Below are 20,988 nucleotides of genomic sequence, written 5' to 3'. Positions count from 1 at the left end.
CTAAATCACCGATTGGTCTCGGCCAGACGGCGAAGGAACCGTATTCAGGTCTCGATTGATAAGGGTGGATTATTGCTTGAAAACAGCTCGCCAGAAATTCTAGACAATAAGTTTCTCTTATGAATCTTCTTTTTTTTCAAGAAAGAGGAAGATCCAGACCACGCGCAAATCCCTAAACAAACCGGGAGAAGGAACAACAAAAACGAGCATAGCTAAAAACGAATTTCACTTTATTTTCATTCCACACTCGCATTGTTAGACCGAGCGATCTACTTCACCCCTGCGGAATTCCGGCGCGGGTACTTGCGAAGGGCGATCGCTTCCTATATTGCGAGTCTGATTTTGCATTCTATGGCGGGTCACAGGAAGGTATTGGTCAGCGCCGGGGGATATCAACTTCCACCGTCAGCCGCCACCTTTCAAATCGGCACCGACTGGAATCGACCCCCGTGCGGAATCACCGCGCGGGGATGACACCGATCGTGAAAAAACAATTGGCGGAACGGCTCCCGTTATTAAGAGGGATGCCCGCAAAACTGTGTCGCGAGGATGGATTATTTTTCGCTCATTCAGACTGGTTCAAACCGCACTGCAATGTTTATCTGCTGAACCATCGGTTGATTTCTTGCAAGCGGAGACGGGCGCAAATCTCAGGGCTGATAGATAACAAATCCTTATTGTCTGATGCAGGCTCGCCAAAAATTTTAGGCAATAATAATTTCTTATGTGCTCTTTCTGAAGAGTCGAGAGAGTGTTCTCAAGAAAGCGGGCGAAGCAAGCAAAAAAACCGGGGCAATAACAATCAAAAACGATCATAGACTAAAAAGTCTGATTTGTCAGACTTTTTAGCGCATCACTTCATAGGATTATCCGGCGAAAATAATATAGTTAATCACTGCCGATGGCTGCATATTGTTGTGTGCCACACCTCCACCAGTAGCCTGGTTAGTTGCTGTCGCCGATTGATTGGTTGCCGTTGTCGCTTGATTAGTTGCAGTCGCCGCGACAGAGGTTGCAATATTAGCTTGTGCACTCAAATTTCCAGCAGCAACGGACAACCCATTTACAGCGTTTGGGGCCGCGAACCAGTTGTACTGGTGAGAATGAGGATTTTGCAAATGGTTATGCGCGTCTTGAGCGTGGTTGTGCGCCGCTTGAGCGTGGTTGTGACTAGGGATTTGAGCTTCGGTTAGGGTATGAGATTCTGCCCCCAAACTTTGCCCGATCGCCCTAGCAGCCAATCCCGCCCCCGTACCAGATCCAATCAGCGTCCTCCCCCGCAAATCTGGTAATTGGAAGTTTGCGTTACCATTAGTCAGCGGCCCCCAAGTTGCGCCGAGAGCTTCATACAATTCTGGATAAGCTGCGATCGGTCTAGATGACCCGTCGCACGGCAACCATTTATTGGGCGTATTAATACTACTGTATGCAATAATTTCCCCGATAATCCTCATCTCGTCTTCGGCTCCAGAAAGCTTATTTGTAATAAGTAATTCACTGAAACTGACAATTTGCCTGTAAGTTCCTTTGACCAGCAAAAAGTCAGAAGCTTTTAAAGGTTGCTGCCATTTTGGCTCGACCTTCACTCCCAATTTAAAATCCTCGCCCATCAGCAAAGTTTCGTTAGACGAGAGGAATGGGGTAAGGATCGGAACATGATGTTCCGCTCCCCCATAATTTTGCAAAACAACTTCAGACTCATACTGCCAAGGCCCGTTTCCTTTGGCAATGTAAAGCCCTAGGCTAATTTTTTGCCCTTGGTCGCGAATCTTCATTATTTCCGCTTGCTTGTCGGATTCAGACATCAGAGCATTTATGTTCGGAAAAGGCGGGGGCACCAAGCTAGGTAAATTTACTGTCACTTTCAAGTCTTCCAGCAAAGCCTGTATCTCTACTAAGTGTGATTGCTTGAAGACTTGATATTTAGCGTTTACCTGTAACAAATCAAGGATAGCTATTATGCTATTTCCATCGGCCGAAGTTATCCGCCGACTAAAATTCCCAGTCGATCGTGCTGGTTCCATATTTAAGAAAGGTAGGGCCGACCGGAATAGTTGGAGTCGCCATTGGCAGCGACCGTTAAATCGAGGGGAAACCCGCTCCAAGTTAGGCTGATGGTTCCGTTTGTACTAGCGCCAGAAGTGCTTCCCATCCGAAAAGATAAGTCGATATAATTCGCGTTTGTCGGATTTTTAGTCGGATCTAACTCCAACACCTTAATCCTTCTAGCAGCATCGATCAGCGCCGCGACTTCATTATTTGGCGGGTTTGAAGCTAAATCGCCGCCAGTCGGCGCAACCCAGGGTACAGCGGTCAGAAATGTGGTGGTTGCTACCAAAATCGCCCCGTTCAGTCCCACAGAAAAAGTACCAGGAACGGTCAATGAGCCGCTTGTTGCCCCTGATGTATTTATGTTTCTTTCTAGATTCCGAATATTATTTGGATTTCTCACTGCCGTAGATTGTTGTGCCAGCAAATAGCTGGTACAGGCAAAAAACCAATCTTCTAGACTGGTAATACCAGATAACGTTCCACCTGTTCCGTTATTAAATGAGGCCATAGTGAAGCACTGTTAACTATAATATTATTTATACTAGCTCATCACCTAGACCACTATGGGAGCAAAAGCTGGCTGGGGAACTTCTTCTGCGCTAAACCCAGAAGAAGATTTTGAGGAACCTAAAGATATTACCGATATCACCTCATTTGAGACCGATATTGGCGGAGTATCGGGAATTTCGAGGCGAGCGCCCACCAGTGGAGGCATCGACTTAGGCAAAGGGCTTGACTTGGAAAAGCCAAGAACTCCGCGATCGGGAATTGGGATTGAAATAGCTAAATCACCACAGGGAAACTTGGGTATCGGGGCCGCCATCCCTAATCCTTACCTACCAGGAACTTCGGGACGGGCGGGAATATCGATCGATCCGCGCACCGGGGGGATTAGTGGAGGATCTCTTGGGTACGAAATCGGGAAAGGCCCGATCAGCGCATCGGTTGACGTGGGAGTAGATACGCCTTCTAGCGATCGCTCTACCGGGTCATCAGACAGCTTTGGTTGTTACCAATACGTAACTTTCTCTCTTGGGCCTTTCTCTCACACTTACGGGAGTAACACTTGTGAATCAAAAAATCCCAAAGAAAGTCCTAAACCACCGGGTGGCTCAGGATTACCCCCTGGAGCGGTATCAGCTCAACAAATCGATGGAGGTATGTTAACAACAACTTGCGGAAGTTTGTGTGTCACCTTGCACAACCATTTTGAGTCTGATTACGAAAACCCGTATGTAACCGGAACGGAAGGTGTATGTTTTAAGCCACGCCCAGTAATAAACCCGCAGACTGACATTCCAACAGGTGAAATGATTTCAAGTTGGGATTCAGAGTATGTTAACGAAATCTATTACCCAAGCGAAGTAAAATCTTCACTCTTTGCATGGGATGAGGATTTCAAAGAAAATAGTATTGGGACAAACCTTGATTACTACACGGTAGATCCTGCTACCCGGAGTAAATGTTTTCCAGAAGCGCCCCCACCGTCCCCATTTCCCTTGCCTTCCTTCTCTACTCCTGTCCCCAATCTTCCACCAACTAAAAAAATGGACGCTGATTGCTGCAAGATCCTCGCTTTGTACGCGCAAGAAATATTAAAATTAATGGGGCGTCCCTTGGGGCCTCAAGGGCAATTAATTCCAATTCCAGCAAAGGGATTCTTTGGAGAAGAAAAAGAACGAATCAAGACTCCGATCGACCCCAAAAATCCAAGCGAAAAGATAAAAATAAAATTCTCCAATTATTACGAAGCGCTCCAGTATTTTTTAGAGCAACTAATAGAAGAAGACGTAGCAACTGACCCACGGGCATTCAAGAGACCAACAGGAAACCTTCAGAACCCAGAATACGACAGAGATGCAGAGCAAAGTTTGAAAGATAACAATCAACCTTTCAAAGACAAACTAGGAAACAAACGAGAACTTGAAATAGGTCGGGACATTTATATAGTCTCGGCATCCGACAAACTAGAATACATCTTTCAATCGCTAAAACGGTTAGAATACTTATTCCCCTCTGGAGAGCTTAACGACGCTAAGATTGCAAAATCCTTACTAATGCCTGGGCAAAAAGGAGAAGTAAAAATTCACAACATGATTCACGCATACGAAGTGCAAATGCAATACTTTAACGCAATAATGGGCGACCCCAGAGAAAAAGTTTTTCTCAAAGACGTAGATCCAAACAAGAAAGGAGACCAAGAATTCTCTTTTCAAGCAATGTCACTTTCCCACTTAGTGAGAGAATTATTCAAATTTCAACTTGACAATTCTGGAGACGTAGACATGATTCGAGAGACCGTTATTAGAGATTTTCGGACAAATTTAGCCAACAGAATTCAAATGGTGCAGGTAGCGGAAATGACAAAAGCATTATTTGAAGACTCCGGGATGCTGGAAGACCAGGACTGGATAGAGCTAGCCTTAGAAGGCGATCCATACGCAGGGCATTGGAAAGCCGGAAAAGGCTTTGAGCCTTCGGAAAAATTAGATTCTAAGAATGAGGCGGACATAGAAGAACTGGCAAGAGCGACAAACAAAAACTTTACAGCAAAAGTGAAAGTAAGTCGTCGAGACAAAAAGGAGAAAACGGATATGCGAGACTTGGTTAGGGGTTTGGCAGACTTTTTCCAGCGGCTAACCTCAAGCCCTGCGGACTTTGATAAACTGCTAGAAAGCGCAAAATTCAAAGTGCAAACAGACATGGCACTCCTTCGTGCAAACGTAGCAAAAGCAGCTACAATTGGAAGAAACCGAACAAAAAAACGCAAAAAATAATATGGATTTAACACAACCCGCATTACCAACATCTTGGTACCGAGGAGAAGGATTTCAAGAAATAGTCGAAGCTGTCGGTGGCTTCTGGAACAACATAACAACAACTGCCAGTAATTTATGGAATAGCTGGAGTAGCTGGATTAATAAACAACTGAAAAAAGTTAATATATTTGGCGTCAACTTGGGAGAATGGCTAGAAGAAGACCCCGTGTCAGCTTCCGCAGGTTTATTGGGTGGCGCCTTAGCGGGATTAGTTGGAGTCGCCGTAATCATAAAAGGCGGAGTAGTCGGCCGCGTGATCGGAGGAATCAAATCCCTGTGGAAAGCGGCAAAAAATCTTCCTGGATTAATTGGGTTGGGAGGGCTGATACGTGGTGCTGTTGGCGGAGTTCAAAGGCTCTGGAACTTTAACTGGAACATTACGGACAAACAAATCCGCGAGCAACAAAAACAACAATTAGTATCTTTAGCCCCGGTGTGGGGTGAAGCGTTAGGAAGTCTTGTCGGTACTCTGTGCGGATTTTCGCTGGGAAGAGTTGCTTACGCAAATCAAGCCAACCTAATAAGAACAAATCCAGAATTAATAGCCAAATTAGATGAGTTGAGAATTAACAGTTTTGACGAAAATTCCGAACTATGGGAAGAGGCTGTAGAAAATTTAAAAGCTGCTGTTTCCAGCAGCGCCCGAGTGGGATTGAACATTGCAGCGCTAGAAGGATACATGAATGCCCGAAAGGCAGTCAAGGCAATCGCAAGAGGCGTGAACCTTAAAGCGATATGGCCTTCATTAGGAAATCAAATAGAAACTTGGGGGGCAGAAGAAAGTAAGGCTTGGAGTTTTGCTAGCGCTCAGGAAGAATGGGTAGAGACGCTGCCGGAAGGAGGAATACGAGAATTCACCGAAGAATTCTTGGAAGCAGCGCAAGATATGTGTGCAGAATCAACTATTCAAGTTAGCTACGCTTTATGACAAACTGGAAAGGAATTGGAGCTGACGTTCTTCGGCAATACTTAAATTCAGAATCCGGTGAATCCGGTGGCGATGCCGGAAACTTTGGACTTGACGTTTTTATGAACGGATTTGAAGATGAATTTCCGGCTGACACAGAAGATTTAGTCGGCGGAATGTATGTCGGCTATTCACCAGAAGCCGGCCGCGCCAGCGAAAACAGGCCGTGGGGACAAAAGTTTGGCGATCGCCCAAAAATTCACGAATTAAACCAACCTCAAGCAGCGCAAGCTCTTGGTTGGAGAATAATAGACTTTTACCCTAATAGGGATTTTAAATCCGAGTTTTACCGACTTGCAGGCACGCCCTCGGAACTGCGAATGATGATGCAAATTGTGCAAGCAACACGGTTTGTTACAGGCGATCGCATCAATTTTGAAGAGTGGTTTGAGCGGTGGGAGAATGGATTTCCCGACTTCGATCAGAATCGCTCCGATTCTAACTTTTTGGTATCCGGCGAGAAACAGTGGGAACGAATAAAAAATCCAAAGTCCCGTCCGCGGTATAAAGAATTCACGAATTCCCAGCAGCGGGCCGACCTAGGATACCGAGTGATAGAGTATTGGCGCGATCGGAGTGCCGAAAGTAGCTCAATCATTCTCTCAGGCACCGATTTACAACTAATCCACCACATCATTCAGATCGAGTATGAAGGAGGAGGCGAAAGTGCAAGCAATAGCAAAGTACCTTCATTTGAATCCTCCAACAAAGGGCTGCCAATAATTCGACTGTATTTTGAGCAAGATAAGGACAAAATACGGAAAAAACCAAATGGAAAACCTTATGCACCACTGAGGGGAGAGGTTATATTAAGGCTTGTCGGCAAGTCCGAAGATCCAGCTTCACTCTTGGACAGGCTAACCAAAAGAGATATCGAAAAATACGCGGAAAATATCAAAAATTTATTTGGCACCAACAACGGCTATATATGGGAAAAAGGCAAAAAGATTGTCGCCTACAACAAGCCCGAAGATGGGTTTAAGCGCACATGGTACTTATGCAAAACGCATAAAGACGGGATAGACCTTTTGACAAAGTTAACCCAGGTAGTAAACAAGCCCATAGATCGTACTAGAATCACAAAAAACGAGGTGGATGACGAATTTAGTCGATTTCCCGAACAATTAAGCCCTATTACCGTCCTTGGAGACCAAGTAGAACAAAAGCAGGAAAGGTTGACAGGGGAAGTTCGGTTTAAATGGGCGGAACTAATTTTGGCAAAATTAGCTAAACCGATCAGACTCGTAGAACAAGATAAAGTGATCTATAAAGCTTAATTATTAAATCGAGTGCTGTCAAAGTATCGAAACTCTACGAGTTTCGTAGTGCCGTTAGAGTGCGGTCAAACATAGACAGGACAAGGGTTAGAATGCTTGACAGGCAAAAAACAATTCGCTAGGCTTTACACAGAAAGATTACAACTTATCACCAATGAAAGATGCAGATGCAATATTTGTTACCTGTCCGGTAGCTAAAGGCACTGGCTCGCTTATGCTCAAAATAAGCAAAAATTACACGCCATTATTAGCCGATTTAGGATTTACAGCAGTCGCCGACCCTGCTGCTGCAAACGCTAAGCTAGTTAAGGTAGGAGATGCTCTTAAGACTGGAGACATTACGAGAATACGAATTCAAGTAAAAGGTACTGCTACTAAACCTCCAAAAGGTATATCGATTTACTGCTCAACAAAAGAAGTTGCCAAAGCGATGTCTGGCCTTGCTCGAAAACAATGGGGCAACTTAACTATTACTAACGTTGGCTCAATAAGACGATTGAGATATCGTTAACAATTCGTAAAAATCAAGGAGTCAAGAAATGCCTGCAAGTCAAATATGGAATGTTAAAGAGCCTGGAGGTACAAGAGAAGGGGCTTTTAAAGCCTCTAAGACTCTTTATACTTCCATCGGAACCGAAACGGGAGTTGTAGCCGTACCTGCTGCTCAAACAAAAACAACTCCTTTGTACACTATTGGCGAGTTATTGAAAGCAGGTTGGCTAGTTTCGGTAAACGTTTACATTCAGAAAACTGCCAGTCAAGTGGTAGCTGTGAACGTCTATTGTTCATCTGACAAAGCAGACGCTTTCATTGCGAAATGCCGAACAGATCCATCAGGGCTTGTAATTGGTGGCAAAGCTGTCACTTCAGCGTCAAGGCCTCGGAAACAGATTTTTTCTTAATGCTGTATGCCATTTACAGATGCTTATGGCATTTGGGATGATTTGTGCTTCAACTTTCCACCTTCTTCTAGTTCTGAAAATCTTTTACAAAAAGACACATCAAATAGAGAACTGTTTAGGTTTAAATTCTCTACGGATTGGGAAAGGTGGAATAATGAATGGGTTGGGTACAAGTCATTTTTACAATGCCGACTCTTGTACCACGATGATTCTGGAGGATTTACGCTTAGCCAAGGAAGTTTCCGGATTTACGTAAAACCAGAAGCGCAATTAATTCAAAAACTGCCATTACCGCAACTAAGTAATAATCCTTGGACTATTAGAAGGCTAGCAATATCCCGAAGATTTTTTCACAGACTTAATTGGGAAGGGCATAACCTAGACAAACCTTTCAACGTGTCTATAGACGCATTCATTAATTAATTCACCGGAGTAACAGTATGACTTTTTCTAATGCTCAATGGGGCGCACAATTCGAGAATGCAACAATAGGAGCAGCTTTTAGCGCATTAGGTACAGCAGTCAGTCCCATTCAAATCCTAAGTGATGCTTTGCAGGCGTTTAACAAGTCAGAGGCAAACTGGAACAAAGCAGCCACTGCGCCGCCTTACCTCAATTCGGTTAGCGGGCCTAATTCCGGACAGGTTATTCTAACAGCAGAGGGTTTACCATCTTCCGTGCCAATTAGCTACACAGTTAGCCTTGTCCAAAGATACGCACCAACAAGCGTAACACCAAGAACCTCAACGGTAATCATTTAAACAAAACAAAACGAGTATGACAATTTCACCTATATCTTTTGAAGATTGGTTGCAGGAATTACCCAATCAAGAGTTAGCGAATGAATTGAGACGATTTGTAAATGACGGCTACGTAACAAATCCTGAATCATTTATTTACAACTGCATAGTTGGATATCAAAAAGCTCAAGTAAAATTCAATGCAAACCCGACAAACAGGAGAGAAATCAAGTTAGTTTCAACCCCTGTATTGGGGTCTCTAACCGATAAGGCTGTAGGAATCAAATCGCAAAAAATTTCTTATTCACTTCAATTTGAGCAAGATTTTGAACTTAAGGCTGAGAAGGTTGGTGGCTGGACAGAGCCAAAAGTTTAAAATCTTAGAGAAGCGCAAGCCCCGTCAATCGGGGCAAGTTTAATTCAAGCAAAAGGCCAGCTTAAAATGGAAAAAAATGTAGAATTACTTGCGGTAATGGTAGCGTCAATAAGTATTATTTTCTCAAATTACACGTCAATGCAAATCAATAAAGATTTGCTTAGGCGGTTAGCTTTAGGTCAAAAGCGACTTGAACTGACAAAAAACATGACGGCGGTATTAAGCGGTCGCATTGCCGACGTAGAGAAATATTTAACCACACACTATGGATACCAAATTCGTAATAGTACGGATAAAATTACAGAGCAGCTTGAACACGACTATGAAAACGAAAGCACAGGTTTTTAATTTAAATGGATAAATTCTCGTATCGCGTTGTAGTTGGCTCTATTAGTCTTAGCGCCCTAATTTTTGCTATTGGAAGCGTAATATTAGCGCTTAAAAATGGAGCCATTCCAGAGCAGTTAGTTGCCTTGGGAGCAGCTTCTTTCGGCCTTCTCGGTGGACTATTAGCACCTTCTCCTATTAACAGGTAATTTTACATGACTCATTTTTTACTTTTCAACATGGCACTAAAACCTGACAATTCCCTTATTGAAGGGACACTTGCCTTAACTTATCCCGACGGAAGCATAATTAGATATCTGGCAACTTCTGGCTGCACTCAATGGCAACAACCAGGGGATGAATGGGTACGCGGGAAAGGGCCCATTCCTGCGGGCAATTACGAAATCCCGACAAGTCCTTACTGGCTTGAGACTCGGGGCATTGAAGGTGATTTTTTTCATATTACTCCTGACCCAGTGGTATCAGATAAAGGAGTTCGCGCAGAATTAGGAATACATTACGACGCAAATATGCCGGGTTCTGCGGGTTGTATTGTACTAAGAAATCGTGATGGATGGGAAAAATTTTGCGATCGCATGAAAGCAATCGCAAAACTAGGAATTAAAGAACTCCCATTAACAGTTAATTACTCAGGTAACTGAGGTTGATTAATAACGCGCCCGTAATGCTGGAGAATCATGCGGCCATCTTTGTGACCGGCAATTGCTGCAACTTGGGGAATTGTCATTCCAGCCTCCAACGCTTGAGACAGCAAAGTGTGCCTTGTAGCGTAAGGCTTTCGATAAGAAATTCCTAGGTTTTCCAAGGAGTCTTTCCAAACTTTCCTAAAATTGCCGTGGTCAATAATGCACCCACGGGGAGAGGTGAAAATTAAGTCTGATTTTTCAGACTTTCTAAATTCAATTTTTGTTAAAAGTTCAAAAACGCGATCGCTCATTTTTAGCGATCGGGCAGACTGTAAAGTTTTTGGCTTTTTTCTAATTTTTGTATAACCGCCGCGCTCGCGGCCGATAGTTTGCCTTATGGAAATTAAGCGCTGTTCAAGGTCAATATCTTGCCAGCGAATACCCACAGCCTCTCCTGTCCGAATCCCCGTGTATAACAGAAACTCTACAAAACAGGAGTAAGTCGGGTGATACTGCCGAAAAAATAAAATCACCCGCTGCGACTCGTCGGCATTTAGCGGGTTCTTTTTTGATTCCGCCTTCTCTTCTTCGTCCAAAGTCGCTTCTCTGGAATCGAATTTCACCAGCGGGTTGACAGCAATCTTGCTACTCGTCACGGCCCATGTAGCGGCAGAACGCAGCATAGATAACCGCCGGTTAAAAGTCGAAGCAGCTAAAATCACAAAATCAAACCAGTCGGTATCTTCTATTCGTGGATTGCCAGCTTTTTCAATCATTCGGCGCACGCACTGATAATGGTCAGCTTTGGTAGAGGCCTTCAGGTTTAACGTGGCAACCCAACCATCCCAAATATCAAGCCAATAAAATTGCCGACTGGGAGAAGCTTGACCGACTGGACTAGACGATAAGCTATGGCAATATCGTTTTAACGTTGGATCAAAGCTTCCTGCTACCAAGTCATTTTGAATCTTTGAGGCGATCGCGCCAACAATTTGCCGATCGCGCTTACTGTCCCACCGACCCCCAGGCAAAGGGTGAAAAGAAAAACGGCGACTTTCGACAGTAAAACGCAATCGAATCGAATTCTTATCCTTTGAAGGAGAAATATCTCGCATTGACCGAAGAATGGGCGAAACTACAATAGTAGATCCCAACTAAATCCTCGACGAACAAGTAAAACACTTGCGCGGTATGAACGGGACAGACGGGGCTCGAACCCGCAACTTCCGCCGTGACAGGGCGGTGCTCTAACCAATTGAACTACTGTCCCTCGTTTTGCCTTTGTTTCAGGCACAATTTCTATTATGCAGATAACCGCACCGTTTGTCAAGAGGTTTTTTGAACTTTTATTTGGAAGCCCAAAATTTGAGTCTCTTGCAGCGGACTGAAGTTGTTGTCGCTTACCAAAATCAGACCTCTGCTACCATCTGCTAATTCGGGGCCAAATGTCAACCCCTCAATGTTATCTAGGGGAATTTTTAGGGTTTCCAAATCTAGCAGCAGCCGTTTTTGAGCGGGAGAAACTTCGCTGATACGGCTTTTGAGGCTTTCGAGTCCTTGAATTCGATCGGCTTTTTCCAAAGAAATCTCAAATAGTCTAACAGTAATGCCGGTTTCCAGGGAGAAGGCGCGCTCTAAACTCAGCAAGCGCTGGTGGTCGATCGCCAATAAATCCACTAAACCGTTGCTAGTTAATTTTCCCACAGGATTGGCACCAGCGGGTAGCGGTTCGGTGATGTAGGCAAAAGAAGCATCTGGATTGCCACTGGCAGCATCGTAGCGTAGAATCCGGCACGGGCTGCCCTTTTCTAGGGAAGGTACGGCGCCATCTTGTACCATAGCGTTTTCGGTGGCGGTGAATAGGTATTGGCGATCGGGCGTTAGAGTCAAACTTTCAAAAGCGAGATTGTTGCGGATGCCTTTGGTGCCTTTGTCGTCGGGCAAAAATAGGTCAGGAATTGGTAGCGTTTTCAGCAGTTTACCATCAAGGGAGAATTCTTTGATGAAGGGAGCGATTTGGCGATCGACATCTCCCTCGGAAGAAACAAACACGCTGTTGCCTGTAAAAGCTATCCCTTCTGGATCTAAACTTAATTCTGGAAAACTTTTGCCGTTTTCATCCAATAAAGTAGTCACACCTGTAAAAGCAATTTGCTCTTTTTCCAGCTTACCAGATTGCAAGTTAATTTTCAGAGAGTAGAAACGTGCCGGAGCCTTGCTGCTGCGATCGTCAGAAATGGCATAATAAACTTGTTTCTCGGCATCATAGGTGATTCCCGAAAGTCCGCCAATTTCCGTACCCTGAAAAGGTGAACCTGTCGGAAATATTGCTCTACCGATAAAATCTATCTGGGTGACAGCGAAAGATTGGGCTGACAAATTTACCAAAATAGCAGCAGTTGCAGCTATCAGAATACAGGCGACAAATATAAGTATTTTCCCTAAATTTCGCATTTTACTATCTTCTTATCTTTGTGCCTTCGTGGCCTTTGCGTCTTCGCGGTTCGTTCAATCATCAAATCACTGTTTCTGACTTAACAAAAAATTAGTCAACCAATCTTTAACAACATAAGTAGCACGACAGTCGTCCTCATTGTATCGGACGATCGCCTCTAAGAGCGAGCGATCGCCCGTTTTGAGCCAATCATCGTACCAGCAGACACACTGAGCACCATTAGCCTTAGCATCGCGCCAGTCAAAACCCAGCCAGCGGGCGATGGGTTTGAGCGCGTAACTTTCCACCGGCATAATCGCCCGCTGCGTAACTTGTTTGTGAATATCGACAAACCGTTTCAGCACGGGTTTCCACAAATATGCTGGAGTTTGATAAAGTTTAGCCAGTCGCTTAAAAGTCTTGACTTCGTAGTCACAAAAGTGGAAAATAGGAGCAATGGGATAAGCCCACATTAATTCTAAAAATTGCTCCCAAATTGCACCTTCCTCCGCAGCGGATTCTGCCAGAAAACCGTGGAATTTTTCAGTGTTGTTATACCTGTCCACAACTAAGACTCCGTGCATATAATCTAAATTCATCTCCGGTTCCGCTTCAATGTCAAAGTAGAGTTCGATTGGGGCGATCGGCAAAAAGACAGATTGACAATAAGGAATTGGCTTGCTGCGGAGAATTGGCCCAGGCTTGGAAGGCGAAGCAGATTTATTTTCTGTAGTCTTGACAGCCTCAGTTTTAACTATTACTAAATTATTTTTTGCAACTTCTGGTATGATAATTTGATTAACTTCTACCTCTTCCCTTCTTCCTTCTTCTTCATCTTCGCTTCTGGTTTCTACCTCTTCCCTTCTTCCTTCTTCCTTCTTCCTTCTTCCTTCTTCTCGCAACAGCGGTTGATTTAACAAATGAGATTGAGCTTGTCGCACCACATCAAAAGCAACGGTATCGGGAAATTCTGGATACTCGCTAAGCAATGCAAAACTAGCATTAGCGAGAGATTCTACGTCGGTAATTTCGAGACTTTTTAGTCTAGCATAACGGCCGGCAGTAACTCCCGGCAATAGCGAAAGATGTTTAATTGATTCGGCTTCGGCGTGACAAATGGTGTGCCAACCGCAAAGATTGCACTTTTGGCGGGAAATAAACACTTCTGGTTTATCCCGGTTTTCGATCATCTGGATGCAAGCGTTTAAAATCTCGAACATCTGAGGATTTCTTTGAGCAAGATTAACTTGCCAAAACCCTTTTTTGCGCAGCATCAGCCACGCATTATCAGGCATTTTTTCCTGCATATGAGCTAATACTTGGGCGTGAAAAGCTGCAATAATTTGATAGTCTAGTTTTGGTCGCTTGCTAAGCCAAATATCCGCAGTCGCATAACTCCAATCACCAAATTTGGATTCTCCCGGCTGTTTGATTAATAAATGGGGGCGACTGACAAGGGTAATGTTTGAAGAGTGCAGGGTGGAGGATGAAAGCTGCACGGGAGTTTCGGGAATTTCGCCAAATTCTGGGAAATATTGACTGTCAATTCCTAGGAGAGAAGCTGGTGCCCCGTTAGTTTGGCAGAATTCGCGCTGGAGCAACACTCCTCGGTAAATGCGATCGACTCCTTGCTGCATTAAACTTAATGTGGCAGCCGCCCCAGCTTCCCAATCCCCTCTACGATATGATGGTTGTTGGTAAGTTTCGTGTTCCAAAACCTGCTGCTGATACGTCCCACTGTCGCGCATCAGTTTTAGTAAAAAGTCGCTGGGGGGGTCTAGTTGTTTCCAGTCTCCGCAGGTGTCTAAAAATGCTCTGAGATTGCATCGCTGATAGGAAAGTAGTAGTTTGTCAGTTATTAACATTTAGTATTCGCAAGCATAGAATAATTAGAAGGAAGAAGGAAGAAGGAAGAAGGAAGAAGGCATGAAAGGCTTCGCTCAAGGTAAAAACAAGGAAAAAGGAAGAAGGAGGAAAGCCTTTCGACTGCGCTCAAGGTAAAAAGAAAGAAGAAGATACCTTTTTTAGAGAGGTTTTTGACGATCGACATTTATACAATATTAACGCTATCAATAATTCCCCAGAAAAGATGAACAAGGACAATCACCGGCAACAATTCCCAGCTTTGGCCAATAAAGCTTATTTTAACTACGGCGGACAAGGGCCGCTGCCTGAACCTGCTTTAGAGGCGATTTATGGTGCTTACAAGCGGGTGCAGCTTGGGGGGCCGTTTTCGGGGGAGGTGGGGGCTTGGGTGGTGCAGGAGGCGATGCTAACGCGACGGGCGATCGCATCTGAGTTAGCTGTACCTGCTGAAACCATCGCCCTGACTGAGGATGTCACCGTCGGCTGCAATATTGCGCTGTGGGGCATTGACTGGCAAGCGGGCGATCGACTGCTGCTTTCTGATTGCGAACATCCGGGCATTGTAGCTAGTGTAATGGAACTACAGCGCCGTTTCAACATTGAGGTTGATGTTTGTCCGTTGGCGGCAACTTTGAACGAAGGATCTCCGGTTCAGGTAATTGCTGATAGTTTACAACCAAATACTCGGTTGTTGGTAATCAGTCATATTTTGTGGAATACTGGTCAAGTTTTGCCTCTGGCTGAGATTGTGAAAGTCTGTCATGAAGGTTATGAACCCCCCCTAACCCCCCCTTGGCAAGGGGGGGGACAAGAGGGAGGAGAAGAGGGTTTCTCCGTGCATAATCGCAAAGTTAGAGTATTAGTTGATGCGGCGCAATCTGTAGGGGTTTTGCCTTTAAATTTGATTGAGTCTGGGGTTGACTTTTATGCTTTTACTGGTCACAAATGGTGGTGCGGCCCGGAAGGTTTGGGCGGGCTTTATGTGAGTGCGGCGGCTTTGGCAGATTTGCGCCCGGTGTTTATCGGTTGGCGGGGAATTGTCACCGATTCTAGTGCTAAAGTGCTTGGCCCGAAGGCTGGATCTCAACGCTACGAAATTGCGACTTCTGCTTATCCTTTGTATTCTGGTTTGCGAAGTGCGATCGCCCTCCAGCACGAATGGGGTACAATTCACCAAAGGTATACAGAAATTTGTCGTTTGAGCAAGTATCTCTGGGAGCGTTTGTCGGAAATTCCAGATGTGCAGTGTTTGCGTAAATGTCCGCCGGAAGCGGGTTTAGTTTCGTTTCGATTGATAAATGGCATACCCCACAAGCAGCTAGTTGATTTATTGGAAAAACAGGGAATTATGGTAAGGACTATTCTCTCTCCTGACTGCGTGCGGGCTTGCGTCCACTATTTGACAACTGAGGCAGAAATCAATAAGTTAGTTGAGGGTGTTCTTACTCTAAGTAAAAGGAGATAGCTTGTTGTGCATGGAGGTAATGCCTTCAATAGTTAGCCCATTTTTTCAGCGCCTAAATTACTCAAAAAATGACTAATTGAAGGTTAGGTTATTTAAAATAACCTTGGGTTACAGCAATTGTAAGGTATGTGAGGCACACAGAAGAGGTAGGGACTAAGGCTCAACCTTGTCCCTACAAAATTCTGGAATGTACCAAATAAATCTGCGATGTGCTGTATCAATCTAAGTTGTTAATAAAAGTGTACAGCTATGTTTGGCTTCGATCGTCCCATCCTCCGCGATTGTTAAGGTTATATAACATAAAAATGCCGAGCGGGGACGAGGCAAATACGAATATTTTATCCAAGCAATTTTTTTATATTTTAGGTTGTCATCTGTGTTAAATAAATTTTTATTTTACCGTTGGCATGGATTTGACAAATAGAAAGGTAAATAATTTTACATTTTTATTCAATAATTCGCCTTGAACAAGTCAAGCTCTATTTGGGGCTTGATTTGTTTCAGTAAACTTGCGACCGTAATTAAATAGTAAAAAAATTTTTATGATAATATTTAGAATGAATGCACAAAGTGTTTGATTGCCTGTATTATAGATGAAATTTAAGTTAGCATTAACGGGGTGCTGACTCAGATTCGAGCAGAATGCTCACATCAAAAGACATCTCGCTCGGGGAGGGTGTACCGCAGTCTGTTAAAGATACTGAGCCAGCAGCTCGATGTCAATCTCGAACCCGGATCTGCTGATAGTCCCGACTTTAGAGCCGTGGAACATCTGTGGCAATAGTTAGCGAGAATACCTCACCCGATCGCATCTATTATGAGTACCAGCCGGATTTGATTCAACCAGCCCAGCTTATTTAACCACAGCTCGATCGAACTCCAGTTGATGTGGCTGACCCGCATCGGGTCAAATCTCACCTCTACCCCGATCGAGACAAACGCTTGCTATCATCCTAAGTGGGGTTTAGTTGATGTTTTTTGGTATTTTAAGCTACTTTTCCTGTTTTTCTGTTTCGGCCCAAACGGCGATCGTCAATATCGGCACCTTAACCGGGCTATAGAATATTGCTAGATGAGTTTGCTTGTACTGAGGTAACAGGTGAGGGAGACTGAAGGAAGCAAGTCAGTCACAGTCGGCTCCGAGAACATCCAAAACGGCTAATTTGCTAGATAATTCCTAGATATATAACTAACACTGACTCAAAGTATTGATAATTGGTCATTACGTCAAAAATTTCAAGACTTGTAGTACCTGAGTGCCCATGTTTCAAATTCTGGTTATTGACGATGATACTGCCGTTCAAGAGCTGCTGAGAAGAACCCTGAAAAAACAGGGTTACGAAGTGGCAGTAGCAAGTAATGGCGAAGACGGTGTGGCCCAAGCGCAAAAAATGCGTCCGGCCTTGATAATTTGCGATTGGATCATGCCGCGTTTGACCGGCATTGATGTTTGCCGTCGAGTGAAGGCAGATCCCGAACTGTCAACTACGCAATTCTTTTTATTGACTTCTTTGGGTTCGATCGCCGATAGAGTCAAAGGGCTCGACGCAGGTGCCGACGATTTTATCTCCAAGCCGATCGAACTCAACGAATTGCAAGCGAGAGTACGTGCCGGATTGCGCCTGCACCAACTCAGCCGAGATTTAAAAATTGCCAAGCAAAGTTTAGAAGCAGAGTTAGCTGAAGCGGCGGAGTACGTGCAATCGCTGCTGCCAGATCCGATGACGGAACCTGTCAGCATCGAAGCAAAATTCATTCCCTCCCGGCAGTTGGGCGGAGATTGCTTTGACTACAACTGGCTCGATAGCGATTATTTGGCGATTTACTTGCTCGATGTGGCCGGTCACGGTTTGCGGGCGGCGCTGCCTTCGGTGGCCGTGCTCAATTTGCTGCGATCGCGCGCTTTGCCCAACATTGACTACTACAAACCCAGCGACGTTTTGCGCGCCCTCAACACCACCTTCCAGATGAGCTACCAGAATGACAAGTATTTCACCATCTGGTATGGCGTTTACAACCGCATTTCTCGCCAGCTCGTTTATGCCAGTGCCGGCCATCCGCCGGCCGTGTTGATTTCGCAGTCGCCTGCTTCCACTACCAAAATCCAGCGATTAAAAACCCCCGGAATGCCAGTCGGGATGTTCCCCGACGCCCCCTATGTCGATAATTGCTGCGATGTCGAGGATTTAAGCACTCTCTACATCTTTAGCGACGGGGTATACGAGATTCACCAACCTGACGGCAATATCTGGGGGCTTGACCCTTTCGTCGATTTGCTAGCAGCTTACAACGGTGGGACCGCCGACCAGCTAGAAATGGTGTTGAACTACATTCAAACGTTGAACGCCAAAGCAGTTTTTGATGATGATTGGTCTTTACTCAAGGTAAACTTTGGCTAGCTGACCTCTTGCTGCACATCTGCGACTAAATAGCAAGAAGGCAGCAGCCAAAAGATTTAGTTAGCTGACAGAATTTTGCTATTAAAAGCATCCCGGGTAGGAAATATCTCGAAAACTCGATCCATGCTGGTGAGTTCAAATAAGATGCGGATTTGCTCGTTGATAGAACAGACGACTAATTGACTCCCAGCGGCACGGACTGTTTTGAGGGCCAAAACCAAAGCGCCCAAACCAGAACTATCCATAAATGTCACATCTTGGAAGTCTATCAATACCACATCGGCTCCCGCTTCCACGAGGTCGCTAATTTCTTGGCGAAATTGACTTGCTTTGGTGCCGTCTAAAATGCCAGAGGGTTGAATAATTTTAACTACAGGACTCATATTTTGCGGTGAGAAGATCGTAATTGCTAGCCAGACTACGCTAGTTTGACACTCCCCGCTTGAAAAGACGGGGATTCTTAAGAAATTATCACAGACCAATTTTCCAGGGCGCTGTCACTTCGCCTCCTTGCACTCCAGTCAACTATCTTACGATACTCGAATTTATGGTAGTTTTTGTCAATCGGGCTGTGCTGTTTTTCGAGTTTAACATCGTGGCGATGTCCTGCACGGACGAGAGCGCTCGGGTAGATTTTAGATTTTAGATTTTAGATTAGCTTGCTCCGGCGAGAGCTACTTCGACTGCACTCGGAGGACAAGTCGCTCGCAGGGTAAAGATTCGGGGATTCGTCAATAGTCGATCGCTCGATCGCACTGCTACATACAGCACTTGTCAGGTATGCGAGCTACAGATCAAAGGTAGGGACTCTGGAATGTACCCAATAACTCCGCAATCTGCTTTATCAAAAAAAGTAGTCCAACCATGACGGATCGAACTTCGAGAAAAAGCAGTCGATTACCATAACAAAAACCGGAGCTACAGGTTTTGATTTGAGATTTTAGACGTTAGATTTGCCCGGAGCAACTTCGCTCTTCGGGCAAGGATTGAGAGATTGAGGGCTTGCTCGATACCTCATCTTTTTGATAACTGCTAGATCAACTTTCCCAGGTCAACTCTCAAGATAAATGCGCGACGCTCGATCGTCAATTCCACCATTAAACCAAGCTAACTTTGGCGCGGTAGAGTAGTTTTTCGCCTTGTTTGTAGCCTGTGTAGCGGACTTTCACAAGTTGTCCGGACTCGGCTGTGCCTTCGATGAGCTGGTGCTGTTGCGGGTTGTAAGGAAGCTCGGCTCCCACTGGGGCGATCGACTCTACTCCCCAATGCTCCAATAACTGCTCGACGGGGCGCAGTAACGGCAGCAGTTTCTGCGCTCGCAAGTTGTGATTTTCCTGAGCTTTCAAAGCAGCAGTCGGCCACTGCAACATCCAAGATTCTAAAATTTGCAGGCTAGAGAGTTGGAATTCTTGCATCAAAGATACTCGCTGCTGTTCGATCGAAGCTTGCAGCCGCTGATATTCTTGTTCTAAGGCTGTGGGTACTGCCTCTTCTGGCTCTACAAAGTCAGGCGCCAAAGTTGCCAGCAGTTGGGTTAAGGAAATATTCAAACCTTGACTGATTTTGAGCAGGATGTCGGCTCGGGTTTTCAAAGCTAAGCCGCGACGCAGGCGGCTGAGATGAATTTCGGGAACTCCTGCTTTTTGACTGAGTTCTCGATCGCTCGACATCCCTGCCTGTTGCATCAGGCGTTGCAGTTGAGGAGCATAATCTGGAATAGGAGCTGCCACGAAAAAGTCATCCAAATTCAAAAATGGACATATTCTCGATCCTAAACTGTCAGGAGCCTGAAACACATACATCTTTGGGGCGGGCTCTCCGGCCCACCCCACAAAAGTTGTGGCACAGGCATCTTGCCTGTGGCGGGCTCTCCGGCCCACCCCACAAAAGTTGTGGCTATTTGACGGCAACTTTCTGGGCGACGGCGGTTGCAGTTGTCGCAGAGCCTTGCAAATGCGCTTCTAGGAACCACAAACGCTTGTCAATTGCCCGGGAGATTTCGGTGTACAAGTCGGCTGTATCAGCGTCGCCGAGTTCCGCTGCTTTGTCGATGGCGAAGCGCAGGTGTTGGGCGTAGGGCGCGTAGCGATCGGCCAAAGCAGTCACGTATTCTTTGCCGTCTAAAATATCGAACGGAAATTCTGGCAAGATCGAATCTGCTGCTGCCGTGCGGGCTGTTCCGACAGCCAAACCGCCCAAAGCAGTGACTCGCTCGGCAACCAAATCGATGTATTCTTCAAGTTCTCCGGCCATTTCATCAAACAGCAAGTGCAACTGATAGAAGTCCATGCCTTTAACGTTCCAGTGAGCTTGCTTGACTTGGGTTTTTAAGTCTAGAGTCGTTGCCAGCGTGGCGTTGAGCATCCCTACTACTTGAGTGCGGGTGGCCACTGACATATCGATGCGAGTTGGGTACAGGTGTTGTTTGTGGTTGTTAGCAGTCATAGATTTGTACCTTGTTAGTAGTGGTGATTGTCGATCGAATAATATCTGAGAAAAGTTTGGGCGATCGAATGTTTGCCTGTGGCCGATTGCTGTTGAGAGAGTCAGGCTAGGTGCATCTGCAACACGGCACGGGGAGCTCGGCGTACTTTACCAATAAATTGGGTCTAAAGCCCCGTCGTTCTAGGGCGGCTTTATTTATCTAACATCATACCAGATAAATATGATATAATCAGATCATGATAGTAAGAGAAGCAAAGTTAAAGAACGGAACA

The 20,988-nt window shown here is 45.2% G+C and carries 20 protein-coding genes and 1 tRNA gene; 11 read left to right on the top strand and 10 right to left on the bottom strand.

The window, feature by feature from the left end; translation table 11 throughout:
• Window positions 1-866 precede the first annotated feature (866 nt).
• The 3 genes from QZW47_RS29500 to QZW47_RS29490 are packed head-to-tail and all read right to left on the bottom strand — an operon-like array spanning window position 867 to window position 2,875.
• Window positions 867-2,024 carry a tail fiber protein gene (locus tag QZW47_RS29500; protein ID WP_293135879.1) on the bottom strand — a complete coding sequence of 386 codons (1,158 nt, stop codon included), beginning with the start codon at window positions 2,022-2,024 and terminating at the stop codon, window positions 867-869.
• A 2-nt stretch (window positions 2,025-2,026) separates the two neighbouring features.
• Entirely contained in the window at window positions 2,027-2,560 is a 534-nt protein-coding gene (locus QZW47_RS29495) for a hypothetical protein (RefSeq protein WP_293135876.1), read from the bottom strand.
• 45 nt (window positions 2,561-2,605) lie between these two features.
• Window positions 2,606-2,875, bottom strand: coding sequence for a hypothetical protein (locus tag QZW47_RS29490; protein ID WP_293135873.1), 270 nt, complete (start codon window positions 2,873-2,875; stop codon window positions 2,606-2,608).
• Between the two features lie 127 nt (window positions 2,876-3,002).
• Between QZW47_RS29490 and QZW47_RS29485 the strand changes: the two genes are divergently transcribed.
• The 9 genes from QZW47_RS29485 (at window position 3,003) to QZW47_RS29445 (ending at window position 10,122) form a co-directional block, all read left to right on the top strand.
• Entirely contained in the window at window positions 3,003-4,829 is a 1,827-nt protein-coding gene (locus QZW47_RS29485) for a hypothetical protein (RefSeq protein WP_293135870.1), read from the top strand.
• 1 nt (window position 4,830) lies between these two features.
• Complete coding sequence (locus QZW47_RS29480; RefSeq protein WP_293135867.1) at window positions 4,831-5,799, top strand: hypothetical protein; 969 nt, start codon at window positions 4,831-4,833, stop codon at window positions 5,797-5,799.
• The gene (locus QZW47_RS29475) at window positions 5,796-7,115 is read left to right on the top strand and encodes a hypothetical protein (RefSeq protein ID WP_293135864.1); all 1,320 of its coding nucleotides are present in this window, start codon (window positions 5,796-5,798) and stop codon (window positions 7,113-7,115) included. The genes QZW47_RS29480 and QZW47_RS29475 overlap by 4 nt, the downstream gene beginning before the upstream one ends.
• Before the next feature lie 154 nt (window positions 7,116-7,269).
• Window positions 7,270-7,626, top strand: a complete 357-nt coding sequence (locus tag QZW47_RS29470) for a hypothetical protein (RefSeq protein WP_293135862.1) — start codon at window positions 7,270-7,272, stop codon at window positions 7,624-7,626.
• Between the two features lie 28 nt (window positions 7,627-7,654).
• Window positions 7,655-8,017 (top strand): hypothetical protein, encoded by a 363-nt coding sequence (locus QZW47_RS29465; RefSeq protein ID WP_293135859.1) that lies wholly within the window; start codon window positions 7,655-7,657, stop codon window positions 8,015-8,017.
• Window positions 8,018-8,457: 440 nt separating this feature from the next.
• Window positions 8,458-8,778: a hypothetical protein gene (locus QZW47_RS29460; RefSeq protein WP_293135856.1), complete on the top strand. Its 321-nt coding sequence runs from the start codon at window positions 8,458-8,460 to the stop codon at window positions 8,776-8,778.
• Window positions 8,779-8,794: 16 nt separating this feature from the next.
• The gene (locus QZW47_RS29455) at window positions 8,795-9,133 is read left to right on the top strand and encodes a hypothetical protein (RefSeq protein ID WP_293135853.1); all 339 of its coding nucleotides are present in this window, start codon (window positions 8,795-8,797) and stop codon (window positions 9,131-9,133) included.
• Between the two features lie 66 nt (window positions 9,134-9,199).
• A complete protein-coding gene (locus QZW47_RS29450; RefSeq protein ID WP_293135850.1) occupies window positions 9,200-9,481 on the top strand; it encodes a hypothetical protein in 282 nt (93 codons plus the stop codon).
• A gap of 194 nt (window positions 9,482-9,675) precedes the next feature.
• Window positions 9,676-10,122, top strand: a complete 447-nt coding sequence (locus QZW47_RS29445) for a hypothetical protein (protein ID WP_293135847.1) — start codon at window positions 9,676-9,678, stop codon at window positions 10,120-10,122.
• Here QZW47_RS29445 and QZW47_RS29440 read toward each other — a convergent pair.
• The 4 genes from QZW47_RS29440 to QZW47_RS29425 form a co-directional block, all read right to left on the bottom strand.
• Entirely contained in the window at window positions 10,107-11,180 is a 1,074-nt protein-coding gene (locus tag QZW47_RS29440; protein WP_293135844.1) for a site-specific integrase, read from the bottom strand. The genes QZW47_RS29445 and QZW47_RS29440 overlap by 16 nt on opposite strands.
• Before the next feature lie 123 nt (window positions 11,181-11,303).
• Window positions 11,304-11,377 (bottom strand) — tRNA-Asp (locus QZW47_RS29435).
• A gap of 56 nt (window positions 11,378-11,433) precedes the next feature.
• Window positions 11,434-12,561: an esterase-like activity of phytase family protein gene (locus QZW47_RS29430; protein WP_293135841.1), complete on the bottom strand. Its 1,128-nt coding sequence runs from the start codon at window positions 12,559-12,561 to the stop codon at window positions 11,434-11,436.
• A gap of 66 nt (window positions 12,562-12,627) precedes the next feature.
• Window positions 12,628-14,406, bottom strand: a complete 1,779-nt coding sequence (locus tag QZW47_RS29425; RefSeq protein WP_293135838.1) for a TM0106 family RecB-like putative nuclease — start codon at window positions 14,404-14,406, stop codon at window positions 12,628-12,630.
• 224 nt (window positions 14,407-14,630) lie between these two features.
• Here QZW47_RS29425 and QZW47_RS29420 point away from each other — a divergent pair, with 224 nt between their 5' ends.
• Both QZW47_RS29420 and QZW47_RS29415 read left to right on the top strand, forming a co-directional pair.
• Window positions 14,631-15,872 (top strand): aminotransferase class V-fold PLP-dependent enzyme, encoded by a 1,242-nt coding sequence (locus QZW47_RS29420; protein ID WP_293135835.1) that lies wholly within the window; start codon window positions 14,631-14,633, stop codon window positions 15,870-15,872.
• Window positions 15,873-17,134: 1,262 nt separating this feature from the next.
• The gene (locus QZW47_RS29415) at window positions 17,135-18,271 is read left to right on the top strand and encodes a SpoIIE family protein phosphatase (RefSeq protein ID WP_293135832.1); all 1,137 of its coding nucleotides are present in this window, start codon (window positions 17,135-17,137) and stop codon (window positions 18,269-18,271) included.
• A gap of 56 nt (window positions 18,272-18,327) precedes the next feature.
• On the opposite strand, the gene QZW47_RS29410 is transcribed toward QZW47_RS29415, so the two are convergent.
• The 3 genes from QZW47_RS29410 to dps all read right to left on the bottom strand — a co-directional run bounded on the left by QZW47_RS29410 (window position 18,328) and on the right by dps (window position 20,716).
• Window positions 18,328-18,654 (bottom strand): STAS domain-containing protein, encoded by a 327-nt coding sequence (locus tag QZW47_RS29410; RefSeq protein ID WP_293135829.1) that lies wholly within the window; start codon window positions 18,652-18,654, stop codon window positions 18,328-18,330.
• A gap of 714 nt (window positions 18,655-19,368) precedes the next feature.
• A complete protein-coding gene (locus tag QZW47_RS29405) occupies window positions 19,369-20,073 on the bottom strand; it encodes a helix-turn-helix domain-containing protein (RefSeq protein ID WP_293135882.1) in 705 nt (234 codons plus the stop codon).
• Window positions 20,074-20,167: 94 nt separating this feature from the next.
• Complete coding sequence (gene dps / locus QZW47_RS29400) at window positions 20,168-20,716, bottom strand: DNA starvation/stationary phase protection protein Dps (RefSeq protein ID WP_293135826.1); 549 nt, start codon at window positions 20,714-20,716, stop codon at window positions 20,168-20,170.
• Window positions 20,717-20,988 lie beyond the last annotated feature (272 nt).

Source organism: Microcoleus sp. bin38.metabat.b11b12b14.051 (assembly GCF_013299165.1).
In the GTDB taxonomy this organism is placed as follows: Bacteria; Cyanobacteriota; Cyanobacteriia; order Cyanobacteriales; family Microcoleaceae; genus Microcoleus.
The sequence above is the reverse complement of the archived record's forward strand: the minus strand, read 5'-3'. Positions and strand labels throughout refer to the sequence as shown.